Origin of the sequence: Lysobacter enzymogenes (assembly GCF_900106525.1) — a bacterium.
Classification (GTDB): Bacteria; Pseudomonadota; Gammaproteobacteria; order Xanthomonadales; family Xanthomonadaceae; genus Lysobacter; species Lysobacter enzymogenes.
This window is the reverse complement of sequence record NZ_FNOG01000005.1, coordinates 105,327-118,864: the sequence shown is the minus strand read 5'-3', so window position 1 is coordinate 118,864 and position 13,538 is coordinate 105,327. Positions and strand designations below refer to the sequence as shown.

The 13,538-nt window shown below is 73.3% G+C and carries 2 protein-coding genes (both cut by a window edge); both read left to right on the top strand.

The window, feature by feature from the left end:
* Positions 1 to 1,455, top strand: partial view of a non-ribosomal peptide synthetase gene (locus BLU84_RS26555; RefSeq protein WP_074868196.1) — the 3' portion only. 17,448 nt of this gene lie to the left of the window's left edge; 1,455 of the gene's 18,903 nt are visible here — the last part of the coding sequence; the start codon falls outside the window, past its left edge; it ends in the stop codon at positions 1,453 to 1,455.
* Positions 1,452 to 13,538 carry the 5' portion of a non-ribosomal peptide synthetase gene (locus BLU84_RS26550; protein WP_074868192.1) on the top strand. The gene runs 4,509 nt beyond the window's last position, so only the first 12,087 of its 16,596 coding nucleotides appear in the window; the start codon lies at positions 1,452 to 1,454; the stop codon falls past the right edge of the window. The genes BLU84_RS26555 and BLU84_RS26550 overlap by 4 nt, the downstream gene beginning before the upstream one ends.

Below are 13,538 nucleotides of genomic sequence, written 5' to 3'. Positions count from 1 at the left end.
AACGGCCTGACCGCACCGAGCGCGTTGGCGCAGGAACAGCTCGAGCTGGAGGTCTACGACCGCTTCGGCATCGACGTGGCCCAGATCCAGATGGCCGAGGCCCACGGCACCGGCACCGCGCTCGGCGATCCGATCGAGTTCCAGGCGCTGACCCGCGCGTTCCGCCAGCGCACCCAGCGCTCGCATTACTGCGCGATCGGCTCGGTCAAGAGCAATCTCGGCCACGCCGCCGAGGCCGCCGGCATGGCCGGCCTGTTCAAGGTGCTGCTGGCGCTGCAACACCGGCAGATCCCGCCGAGCCTGCATTTCCGCGACGGCAACCCGCATATCGATTTCGCCGACAGCCCGTTCTACGTCAACACCACGCTGCGCGACTGGCCGGCGCCCGAACGCGGCCCGCGCCGCGCCACCCTGAGCGCCTTCGGGCTCAGCGGCACCAACGCGCACCTGGTGATCGAGCAAGCGCCGGCGCCGGCCGCGGCGGCGGCGACGGCGCTGCCGTGCCTGATCGCGCTTTCCGCGCGCACGCCCGAGCAACTGCGTCTCAGCCAGCGGCGCCTGCTCGACGCGCTGCGCGAACGCGAGGATCTGGACTGCGCGCAAGTCAGCTGCACCTTGCTGCAGGGACGCCAGCATTTCGAGCACCGCTGGACCTGCGTCGCCGCCAGCGCGGCCGAAGCGGCTACGGCGCTGGACGCCGCGCTCGCCGCCGAAGCGGCCGCAGCGCCGGCGCGGCCTAGCGCGCGCGAACTCGACGCGCTCGGCCGGGAAGCGACGCAGTGCATCCAGGCCGCGACGCAGGCGTCGCAGCGCCGCGGCGCCTTGCAGCGTCTGGGCGAACTGTTCGTGCGCGGCTGTACCCCTGACTTCGCCGGGCTGTTCGAGCGCGCGACCCAGCGGATCGCGCTGCCGACCTATCCGTTCGCGCGCGAACGCTATTGGATCGACCCGCCGCTTGGCGCCGTCGCGACCGCCGCATCCGCCGCCGAATCCGCCACGGGCTCAGCCGCGCCGGCGCCGGCCGCCGCGAGCGGCAGCGACGCCGCGCGCGCAGCCGAAGGCCTGCACGACTTCATCGCCGACTTCCTGCAGTCCGCGCTGGTGCTCGCACCGGGCGAATTGGCGCCGGACACCGACCTGCACGACCTCGGCGCGGATTCGCTGGTGAGCATGCGGCTGATGCGCGCGATCGGTCAGCGCTACGGCCTGGACGTGTCCGGGCGCGAATTGTTCGAACATCCCTCGGTCGCCGCGCTGTGCGCGCACGTCGGCGCCCGGCTCGCCGCCCGCACCGCAGCGGCGCCCGCGCCGGCCGCGGCTGCAGATGCGCGGGACCCGCTGGACGCGCTGCTGGACCGTTTCGAGTCCGGAAACCTGGACCTGGACGCCATGCAAGCACTGATCGAAACCCGGCTCGCCCAGTCCCCGGCCGACGCCGCGGAGGGCGCACGATGAGCCTGCGCGAATGGCTGAGCGCGTTCCAGCGCGGCGAATTGTCGCGAGCGCAGCTGCGCCAGCGGCTGGAATCGCTGGGCGAGGGCGGCAGCGAAGCCGACGCGTCGCTGTCGGAAGGCCAGCAAGGCCTGTGGATGCTGCAGTCCGCGCAGCCGCGCAGCTACGCCTACAACATCCCGATCTGCCTCGGGCTGAGCGGCCCGCTCGACCCGCAGGCGCTGCACGCGGCCTGCATCGAAACCCTGCGCGCGCACCCGGCGCTGGCCGCCGCAGTGGTTGAGCGCGACGGCCGCCCGCAGCGCCGAAGCGTCGCCGCCGAAGCGCTGCCGTTCGCAGTGCACGACGCGCGGACGCTGAGCGAGCCCGACCTGCACGAAGCGATGTCGGCGCGCCTGCGCGAGCCGTTCGCCCTCGACCGCGGCCCGTTCATGCGTGCCGATCTGTACGCGCGCGGCAAGGATGCCTGGACGCTGCTGATCGTCGTCCACCACATCGCCTTCGACGGCGGCTCGGTGGATGCGTCCATGCAGACCCTGTGCACGGCTTACGAACGCGCGGCCGGCGGCACGGCGCAGGCTAGCGCGGCAGTAGAAACTGCGGCCGCAGCGCCGGCCGCCGGTTTCGCCGACTTCGTGCGCTGGGAACGCGATTACGTCGCCAGCGCCGCCGGCGAGGCGGCGCTTGACTACTGGCTGCGCACGCTCGATGGCGCGCAGCCGGCGCTGGGCCCGGGCGATCGCGCACCGCGCCGCCCGCGCACCGTGCGCCACGCGCTCGACGCCGACACCGGCCGCGCCGTGGCCGCGGCCTGCGCGCGGCTGCGCATCACCCCGGCCGCGTTCTATCTGTCGCTGTACCAGGACTTGCTCGCATCGGTGTGCGGCCGCGACGACATCGCCGTCGGCATGGCGGTGGAGCGCCGGCCGCGCGCGGAGTTCGACGCCACGGTCGGCTGCTTCGTCAACCTCGTGGTGGTGCGCGCCGCGCCGGACCCGCAGGCCGCGCAGGAGCAGCGGCTGCGCGACACCCACGCCCGGCTCGGCCAGGCCCTGAGCCACGCCGACTACCCGTTCCAGCGGGTGGCGCGCGAGCGGCGCCGGCGCGGAGCCGGGCAAGGCGAGCCGTTCGATACCGTGTTCGAGTACAAGAGCCGGCGCTTCTTCGCCTTGCCGGCGCTGGCGCGCGCATGGGCCGGGGTGGGCTTCGAGCCGTTGGAAGGCCTGTATCAGGAAGGCGAGTACCCGCTCGCGTTCAAGGTCGCCGAGCGCGAGCACGGCCCGGTGCTGTATTTCGATCACGATGCCGGGCGCGTGGACGAGGCGACCGCGCAGCGCTGGCTGCAGCGGCTGGCCGACTCGGTCCGCAGCACCGTCGCCACGCTGTCCGCCGCCGCCGACGAACCGGTGCCGTGGCGGGCGCTGCATCACACGATCCAGGCGCAGGCGCGCCGCGATCCGGCCGCGCCGGCCGTGGTCGATGCGGACGGATCGCTGAGTTACGGCGAACTCGACGCGCGCTCGGACGCCATCGCCGCGCAACTGCGCCACGCCGGCGTCGGCGCGGACGCCGTCGTCGCGGTGCTGCTGGAGCGTTCCGCCCAGGCCCTGTGCGCGCTGCTGGCGGTGTGGAAAGCCGGCGCGGCCTGGCTCGCGCTGGACCCGGAACTGCCGGCCGAGCGCCTGCGCTTCATGCTCGAAGACGCCGGCGCGGTCGCGACCATCACCCGCGAAGGCCTGCGCGAACGCTTGCCCGACACCGATGCGCTGGTGCTCGAACGCATCGCCGCGGCAGCGCAGTTCGATGCGCCGGCGATCGATCCGGGCCAACTGGCCTATGTGATCTACACCTCCGGCTCGACCGGCACGCCCAAGGGCGTCGGCCTGACCCATGCCGGCCTGGCCAATCTGGCCCGGGTCCAGGCGGCCGCGTTCGGCGTGCGCGCCGGCGAGCGCGTGCTGCAGTTCGCGCCGTGGACCTTCGACGCCTCGGTGTGGGAAATCGCGATGGCGCTGTCGGCCGGGGCGACGCTGTATCTGGCGCCGAACGGCTCGCTGCAGCGCAGCGGCCGGCTGGCCGGATTGATGCAGGAACACGCGATCGCGGTGGCGACGCTGCCGCCGTCGGCGCTGACCCTGCTCGAATCGGTGGAACTGCCGCAACTGCGCACGCTGATCGTCGCCGGCGAGGAATGCGCGCCGGCGCTGGCGCAGCGCTGGATGCGCAAGTGCCGTTTCGTCAACGCCTACGGCCCCAGCGAAACCACGGTCTGCGCGACGTTCAGGCCGTGCGCCGCGGACGACGCGTTCGCCGCGGGCTCGGTGCCGATCGGCCGGGCCATCGCCGGCGCCGCGGCCTACGCGCTGGATCCCGACAGCCTGCGCCCGGTGGCGACGGGCGAGGTCGGCGAACTGTTCGTGTCCGGCGTCGCCCTGGCGCGCGGTTACCTCGGCCGCGCCGGCCTCACCGCCGAGCGTTTCATCGCCGACCCGTACGGCGCGCCGGGCGCGCGCATGTACCGCACCGGCGACCGCGTGCGCCTGCTCGCCGACGGCGAGCTGCAGTTCGTCGGCCGCGCCGACGCCCAGGTCAAGATCCGCGGTTCGCGGGTCGAGTTGGGCGAAGTCGAAGCGGCCGCGCAAGCGCATCGCGACGTGGCCCAGTGCGCGGTGGCGCTGCTGCCCGAGCGCAATCAACTGGCCGCGTTCGTGGTCGCCGCCGATGGATGCGCGGCGGACGCGCAGGCGCTGCGCCGCCATCTCGCCGCGCGCCTGCCGGACTACATGCTGCCCACGCGCATCGAGTTCCTGGCCCAGCTGCCGACCAACCGCAACGGCAAAGTGGACCGGCACGCGCTGGTCGCGACCCTGTCCGCCCCCCATCCCAAGGAGCAGCCCGCGATGCTACGCGAGCGCAATATCGAAGCGGCAGTGGCGGCGATCGTCGGCGAGGTCCTGCGCCTGCGCGAGGTGCCGCCGGAGCAGGGCTTCTTCGAGATCGGCGGCGATTCGATCCTGGCGGTGGGCGTGGCCCGGCGCATCGGCGAGGCCTACGGCATCGCCTTCGAAGCTACCGACCTGCTGGATCTGGGCAGCGTGCGCCGCATCGCCGCGCACATCGCCGCCGGCGCCGCGCGCGCCGACGTCCATCCCGTGCCGGCGCGTGCCGCGTCCGCGCCGGCGCGCGCGCAGCCCGACGCGCTGCCGTCCTATATCGACGACTGCGCGGCGATCATCGGCCTGTCCTGCCATCTGCCCGGCGCGCGCGATCACCGCCAGTTCTGGGACAACCTGCGCGACGGGGTCGAAAGCATCGAGTTCCTCGATCCGCAAACGCTGCGCGCCGCCGGCGTGCCCGAAGCGCTGCTGGCCAAGCCCGGCCTGGTCGCCGCGCGCGCGGCGATTACCGACAAGGACTGCTTCGACCACGAGTTCTTCCAGGTCTCGGCGCAGGACGCGCAAGCGATGGATCCGCAGCTGCGGCTGTTGCTGCAGCACGCCTGGAAAGCGGTCGAGGACGCGGGCTACCGCAACGCCGAGATCGCCGACGCCGGCGTGTTCATGACCGCCGCCAACGCCGGCTACCACGCCGACGCCGCGCCGACGGCGTGGACGCTGACCGAAAGCTCCAAGCAATACGTCGCCTCGGCCTGGAGCCAACCCGGCTCGATCCCGACCCTGATCTCGCACCGGCTCGGCCTGCGCGGTCCCAGCCTGTTCGTGCACACCAACTGCTCGTCCTCGCTGGTGGCGCTGCACACCGCCTGGCGCAGCCTGATCGCCGGCGACTCGCGCCACGCCCTGGTCGGCGCGGCGGCGTTGTCGGCGAGCGAACCGCTGGGCTACGTCGCCGAACGCGGCATGAATTTCTCCAGCGACGGCCACCTGCGCCCGTTCGACGCGGCCGCCGACGGCATGCTCGGCGGCGAGGGCGTGGCGGTGCTGCTGCTCAAGCGCGCGCGCGACGCCATCGCCGACGGCGACCCGATCTACGCATTGCTGCGCGGCGCCGCGGTCAACAACGACGGCGCCGACAAGGCCGGCTATTACGCGCCCGGCGCCAGCGGCCAGGCCCAGGTCGTCGGCCAAGTGCTGGCGACGACCGGCGTGGATGTCGAGAGCATCGGTTACATCGAAGCCCACGGCACCGCCACCCGGCTCGGCGACCCGCTGGAACTGGCCGCGCTGGGCCAGGCGTTCGCGCGCCACACCCAGCGCCGGCAGTTCTGCGGCATCGGTTCGGTCAAGAGCAACATCGGCCACCTCGACACCGCGGCCGGGCTGGCCGGCTGCATCAAGGTCGCGCTGAGCCTGCATCACGGCGAGATTCCGCCGTCGCTGAATTACTCCCGGCCCAATCCCGCCATCGATTTCGCCAACTCGCCGTTCTACGTGGTCGACGCCGCGCGGCCGCTGCCGACGCAAGACGCGCCGCACCGCGCCGGGGTCAGCTCGTTCGGCATCGGCGGCACCAATGCGCACGCGCTGCTGGAACAGTTCCGCGCTGCGCCGCGCGCGCCGCGTGCGGCACAGCGCTGCCTGGTGCCGCTGTCGGCGCGCAATCCCGAGCGCCTGCGCCAGTACGCCGCCGACCTGCTGGCGTTCGTGCAGCGCGACGACGGCCTCGACCTCGGCGACATCGCCCGCACTCTGCAGCTCGGACGCGAGCCGCTCGCAAGCCGAATCGCGCTGGAAGTGGCGAGCCTGGAGGAACTGCGTGCAGGGCTGCGCGCCTTCGTCGCCAACGATGCCGTCGCCGCAGCGCCGGCCGCGCCCGGCTACGACGCCGACGAACTGGCGCAGCTGTTGCCGCATTGGGCCGAGCGCGGCCAGTGGAGCAAGATCGGCGCGGCCTGGATGGCCGGCGTCGAGCTCGACTGGAGCGCGCTGAACCGCGACCAAGACGCGCGCCGGATCTCGTTGCCGACCTATCCGTTCGCGCCGAAACGGCATAACCGGCCGCTGCCCGCAGCGCAGCCTGCGGCCACGGCCGCACCTGCGCCAGCCGCCACCTTGCATCCACTGCTGCACCACAACACCTCCGGCCTGCACGAGCACCGCTACACCTCGATCTTGCGCGGCGACGAATTCGTGTTCGCCGATCACGACGTGCGCGGAACCCGCCTGCTGCCCGGCGTGGCCTTTCTGGAAATGGCCCGCGCTGCGCTGGCGCAGGCGACGCGCTCGACGGCGCTGGCGCTGGCGCTGCACGATGTCGCCTGGCTGCGGCCGCTGGTCGCCGGCGCGCAGCCGATCGCCGTGCACGTGCGCATCGAAGAGCGCACGGACGGCCGCTACCGGTTCCAGGTCTACAGCGAGCGCGACGACGGCAGCCAGTGCGTGCACTGCGAAGGCACCGCCTCGCACATCGCCGCCGACGCCGACGAACGCCTCGACCTCGACGCCTTGCGCGCGCAATGCGTGGGCGCGGCGGCCACCGGCGAGCAGTGCTATGCGCTGTTCGACCGGCTCGGCTGCCGCTACGGGCCGTCGCTGCGCGCGCTGGTCGAAACCCGCCTGGGCCTCGCCGCCGACGGCAGCCGCTTCGCCTTGGGACGCCTGCAGTTGCCGGCGAACGCCGAGCGCGATGCGCGCTTCGTGCTGCACCCCGGCTTGCTCGACTCGGCGCTGCAGGCCTCGCTCGGCCTGGGCCTGGGCGAGGGCGGGCTGGACGACGGCGAACTCGAGCAGACCCTGCCTTTCAGCATCGACCGGGTGCGCATCGCGCATGCGCCGGGCGAGCGCGCCTGGGCCTTGGTGCGCATCGCCGCCGGCAGTTCCGACGCGGTCAGCAAGCTCGATGTGCGCATCCTCGACGAGCACGGCCGGGTCGCGGTCGACATCGCCGGCTTGAGCGCGCGGGTGGTGTCCGAGCCGGGCGCCGCGATGGCTGCGGAGCCGGCTGCCGACAACATTGCGAACGCCGCGGCGGCGCCCGTCGCCGCGCCGGTCGCGGCCGACGATCGCGCCGTCGCTGCGCCTGCGCACGCCGCCGCGTCGCTGCCGCTGGGCACGGTGCCGCTGGTGCCGGTGTGGGACGACCTCGGCCCGCTCGCGCCGCCCGACGCCGGCGCAGTACCGCGCCGGGTGTTGCTGATCGGCGCCGATGCGGCGTTGCGCGCCGCGCTGCTCGCCGCCTGCGCCGGCGATACGCTGCGCGAACTGGAAGCGCACCATTCGCAGGTCGAAGCGATCGTCGCGATCCGCGCGTTGCGCCCCACCCACGTGATCTGGGCCGCGCACGGCGCCGCCGCCGGCGAGGAGCCCGACGCCCGGGTCCTGCGCTGCCTGCGCCTGACCAAGGCGCTGCTGCGCGAAGGCTACGAGCCGCGCGCGCTGCGCCTGATCGCGATCACCGCGCAGGCCTTGGCGGTGCGCAACGACGAAGCCGGCGATCCGGCCCAGGCCGCGACGCACGGTTTCATCGGCTCGGTGGCCAAGGAATACCCGCACTGGTCGGTGCACGCCTACGATCTCGACGCGCCGCAGGCGGCGCCCTGGCCGGCGCTGCTCGACGCGCCGGCGGATCCGGAAAACAGCTCGGTCGCCTTGCGCGACGGCAGCCGCTATCTGCGCCGGCTGGTGCCGGTGCGCTTGCCCGAAGCCTCCCGCACCCGCATGGTCGCCGGCGGCGTCTACGTGGTGCTCGGCGGCGCCGGCGGGCTCGGCCAGGCCTGGAGCGAATACGTACTGCGCCGCTACCGCGCCAACGTCGTCTGGCTCGGCCGGCGCGCGCCCGAGGGCGAGATCGCCGCCGCCATCGAGCGCCTGTCCGGCCTCGGCGGCAGCCTGCGCTATCTGCGCGTGGACGCGCGCAAGCGCAGCGAGCTGGAAGCGGCGCTGAAACAGGTCGAAGCCGAGCACGGCATCATCCACGGCTTCGTGCATTCGGCGCTGAACCTGCACGACCGCGGGGTGATGGCGGTGGAAGAGGGCGCCTTCGCCCAGGCGCTGTCGTCCAAGCTCGCCACCGGCGCGGCCCTGGCCGGCGCGCTCGCGCGCTACCGGCCGGCCGACTTCGTGCTGTTCTTCTCGGCCCTGCAGAGCTTCAACCCCTCGCCCGGGCAGAGCAGCTACGCCGCTGGCAGCGCCTACGTCGACGCCCTGGCGACCTGGATGCGGCGCAAGGGCCACGCGGCCGCGCGCACCATCAACTGGGGCTATTGGGGCAGCGTCGGCATCGTCGCCTCGGCCGCGCACCGGCGCCGCATGGAGCACATCGGCGAGGGCTCGATCGAGCCGGCCGAAGCGATGCCGTTCATCGAGACCGCGCTGGCCGGGCCGTTCGAACAGCTCGCCTTGCTCAAGCGCGCCGCCGCCCACGGCGGCGCGGCCTTGCCGATCCTCGACGAGGAAACCGTCGAACTGGCCGGCGTCGCGGCCGGCCTGCGCTTCGCACCGCCCGACCTCGCCCAGGTCCCGCAGCCGCAGGAACCGGCGGAGCAGGGCGCGCACGCCGGAGCGGATCCGCTCGACGCGGCGCTCGCCAGCGGGATGCTGCACCAGATCGCGCGCTTCGCCGGCGCGGCCGCGGGCGCGAGCGAACTGCGCTGGGACGCGCTGCACCAACGCCTGGGCAAGCCGGCGCTGTACGCGCCGTGGCTGCGCGAAGCGCTGGCGTTTCTGGTCCGCGCCGGTCTGGCGCACGAGCGCGCGGACGGCGTGCATGCGCTGTCGCGTCCGTTGTCCGGGCACGACTGGGAGGTGGCTGAGCGTTACTTCGCCGGCCCGCTGCAGAGCGAAAGCGAACGCGCCCACGCCGCCCTGGTCGGGCCGCTGCTGCGCGCCTTGCCGGAGATCCTCGCCGGCCGCCGCGAAGCGACCGAAATCATGTTCGCCGACGCTTCGGTGCAACGGGTGGAACAGGTCTACAAGCAGAACCCGTACATCGATTATTTCAACCGGGTCGCGGCGACCCTGGTCGCCGGCTACGCCGAACAGCGCCTGCGCGCCGAACCCGATGCGCCGCTGCGGCTGCTGGAAATCGGCGCCGGCACCGGCGCCACCAGCGCGCGCGTGTTCGAGGCGCTCAAGCCGCATGCGGCCGCGGTCGCCGAGTACCGCTACACCGACGTCTCGCGCGCGTTCCTCGGCCACGCCGAGCGCGAGTACCGGGCGTCGGCGCCGTACCTGCATTGCCAGTTGCTCGACATCGACCGGCCCCTGGCGGCGCAGGGCATCGACTGCGGCGGCTACGACATCGTGGTGGCGACCAACGTGCTGCACGCCACCGTCGACATCCACCGCAGCGTGCGCCACGCCAAGGGCGCGCTGCGCCGCGGCGGCCTGCTGGTGGTCAACGAAATGCGCGGCCACGAACTGTTCGCCCACCTGACCTTCGGCCTGTTGCCGGGCTGGTGGGCGCACCGCGACGGCTGGCTGCGCGAACCCGGCTCGCCCGGGCTGGCGCCGGCCAGCTGGCGCCGGGTATTGCTGGAAGAAGGGTTCCGCGCGATCCGTTTCCCGCTCGGGGACGCGCATCGGTTCGGACAGCAGATCATCCTTGCGGAGAGCGATGGAGTGTTTCGACACAAGAGCACGGCGGTGCCTGCACGCGAACCCCAGGCCGGCGCGTCCGGCTCTGGCCAGTCCGGCCTCGCTGCGCCCGCGGCCGCGAGCCAACCGGCCGCGGCGGCGCATGTTGCCGCAGAGCCTGTTGCAGCGGAACCTGCCGTTTCGCCGGCCCCGGCAGCGGCCGATCCGGCCCTGCGCGAGCAGACCCTGCGCTTCGTCCGCCGCGAGGTCGCCGAAGTGCTGGAACTGCCGGTGGAGGACGTCGACACCGACGAGCCGTTCGAGAGCTACGGCATCGATTCGATCCTGGCCATCCGCCTGGCCAACGCCCTGCGCGCGCGCTTCCCGGACGTGTCCAGCACGATCGTGTTCGAGCATCCCAGCGTGCGCGCGCTGGCCGCGCATCTGACCGCGCTGGAGCCCGCCCCGGCGTCCGTCGCCGCGGGCGCGGCAGCGGCCGCACCGGCGAGCGCCGACCCCACACCGGCGGCAGCGCCGGTCGCCGCGGCCGCACCGGCCGCCGCCGCTGCGCGCGACGTGCGCGCGGCGACGATCGCGCTGGCCCGCGCCGTGGTGGCGCGCACCCTGGAACAGCCGGCCGACGAAGTCGACGTGGACGAGCCGCTGGAAAACTACGGCGTGGATTCCATCCTCGCCATCCGCATCGCCAACGAACTGCGCGAAAGCTTCGCCGAAGTCAGCAGCACGGTGCTGTTCGAGCACCGCAGCATCGTCGCCATCGCCGAACATTTCCTCGCCACCCAGCCCGACGCCGCACGCGCGTTGCTGCCGTCGCCGGCGCCCGCGCCGCGTCCGGCCGCCTACGCCGCGCCGGCGCCGAGCGTGCGCGAAACCGCCGCGCCGGCGCCCGCCGCCACGCCCGCATCGACGCCAGCGCAACCGTCGCCGCAGCCCGCCGTCGCCGCGGACGCGCCCACGGCCGCAGTCGACGACGACCGCGCCGTCGCCATCATCGGCGTGTCCGGCCGTTATCCGCAGGCCGCGGACCTGGACCAGTTCTGGGAACGCATCAGCCGCGGCGAAGACTGCGTCAGCGAAATTCCGGCCGAGCGCTGGTCGCTGGACGGCTTCTACGAAGCCGACCCGGCCAAGGCCATCGCCGAGGGCAAGAGCTATTGCAAGTGGGGCGGGTTCATCGACGGCTTCGCCGATTTCGATCCGCTGTTCTTCGGCATCGCGCCGCGCGAGGCGATGGCGATCGATCCGCACGAGCGCCTGTTCCTGCAGGAAACCTGGCGCGCCTTCGAGGAAGCCGGCTACACCCGCGCCGCGCTGGCCCGCCGCCACGGCCGCCGGGTCGGCGTGTTCGCCGGCATTTCCCAGTCCGGCTTCGAACGCTGCGCCAGCGGCCAGGACGCCACCGGCGATGCGATCCACCCGCAGACCTCGTTCGGCTCGGTCGCCAATCGCGTGTCCTACCTGCTCGACCTGCAAGGGCCGAGCATGCCGATCGACACCATGTGCTCGTCTTCGCTGACCGCGATCCACGAGGCCTGCGAACACCTGCTGCGCGGCGAATGCGAAGTCGCCGCCGCCGGCGGGGTCAATCTCAACCTGCATCCCTCGCGTTACGTCGCGTCCTGCGAAGGCCGCTTCCTCGCCACCGACGGCCGCTGCCGCAGCTTCGGCGAAGGCGGCGACGGCTTCGTGCCCGGCGAAGGCGTGGGCGTGCTGATCCTCAAGCGGCTGTCGCGCGCGCTCGCCGACGGCGACCACATCCATGCGGTCATCCGCGCCAGCAGCATCAACCACGGCGGCAAGGCCAAGGGCTACACCGCGCCGAACCCGGCCGCGCAGCGCGAACTGGTCCGCGGCGCGATCGCCAAGGCCGGAATCGGCGCGCGCGAGATCTCCTTCGTCGAGGCCCACGGCACCGGCACCGAGCTCGGCGATCCGATCGAGATCGAAGCGCTGACCCAGGCGTTCCGCGACACCACCGCCGAGCGCGGCTTCTGCGCGATCGGCTCGGTCAAGAGCAACATCGGCCACCTCGAAGCGGCCGCCGGCGTGGCCGGGGTGACCAAGGTGCTGCTGCAGCTGCGCCACCGCCAGCTCGCGCCGTCGCTGCACGCGCAGCGGCCGAACCCGCACATCGCGTTCGAATCCGGGCCGTTCCGGCTGCAGCGCGAGCTGGCGCCGTGGCTGGCGACGTCGGGCCGGCGCATCGCCAGCGTGTCGTCGTTCGGCGCCGGCGGCGCCAACGCGCACCTGATCCTGGAAGAGTACGCGGCGCCTGCGCCCGCGCCCGCAAGCGACGCCGGCCCGGTGCTGGTGACGCTGTCGGCCAAGGACGAGGCGCGCCTGCGCGAATGCGCGCAGCAGTTGCTGCGCGCCTGCCGCGCGCCCGGCGCGCCGGCGTTGGCCGACATCGCCTACACCTTGCAGGTCGGGCGCGAGGCGATGGAGCAGCGGCTGGCGTTCGTAACCGCGTCGATGGCCGAACTGGAGGACAAGCTCGAAGGCTTCCTGCAGCAGCGCAAGGGCCTGGAGCGTTTCTATCTCGGCCAGGCCCAGCGCGGCCGCAAGACCTTGTCGTGGCTGCGCGAGGACGAGGACGCGCAGGCGCTGATCGAGGCCTGGCTGGCGCGCGGCAAGCTCGACCGTCTGGCCGAGGCCTGGGTCGAAGGCGCCGCACAGATCGACTGGCAGCAGCTGTACCCGGCGCAGGCGCAGCCGCGCCGGGTGTCGCTGCCGACCTATCCGTTCGCGCCGGAACGCTACTGGATCGCCTCGCTGCCGACGGCGACGGCCAAGCCGGCCGCGGCGACGGCGCCGGCCGAATCGCGGCTGCACCCGCTGGTGCACCGCAATACCTCCAATCTCGACGGACTGCGTTTCAGCGCCAGCTTCAGCGGCGAGGAGCCGGTGTTCGCCGATCACACGGTCGCCGGCCAGCGCATCCTGCCGGCGGTGGCCTACCTGGAAATGGCGCGCGCCGCGGCCGTGCTGGCCGCGCAGGCCGAACCCGGCGCGGCGGTGCAGATCGACGAGGTGGTCTGGCTCAAGCCGGTCATGGCCGGTCCGGCCGCGCTGCAGTTGCATATCGAAGTGCGCGCACAAGGCGACGAGCTGCAGTGCGAGTTCGTGCGCGAAGGGCGCGACGAAGGCGGCCGCGCAACGGCGCCGTGCGCGCGCGCCCGCGTGCGCCTGCAGCCGCAGGCCGCGGCGACGCCCGACCTGGATCTGGCCGCCCTGCAGGCGGCGACCGCTGGCGCGACGATCGCCGGCGAGACCTGCTATCGCGAACTGGCGGCGATGGGCGTGGTTTACGGCCCGTCGCACCGCGGCCTGGTCGAAGTGCGCTGCGGCGAAGACGCGCAGGGCCGCTTCGTGCTGGCGCGCCTGCGCGCGCCCGCCGGCGCCGCGGCCAACGGCTGCGCCTTGCCGCCGGGCCTGCTGGATTCGGCCGTGCAGGCCGCCGGCTTCGGCGCCGCCGACGGCGACGCGGGCGAACAGACCGCCTCGGTGCCGTTCGCGCTCGACCGCTTGCAGCTGCTGCGCGCGTGTCCACAGCAGGGCTGGGCGGTGGTGCGCCGCAGTTCGTCGACCAAC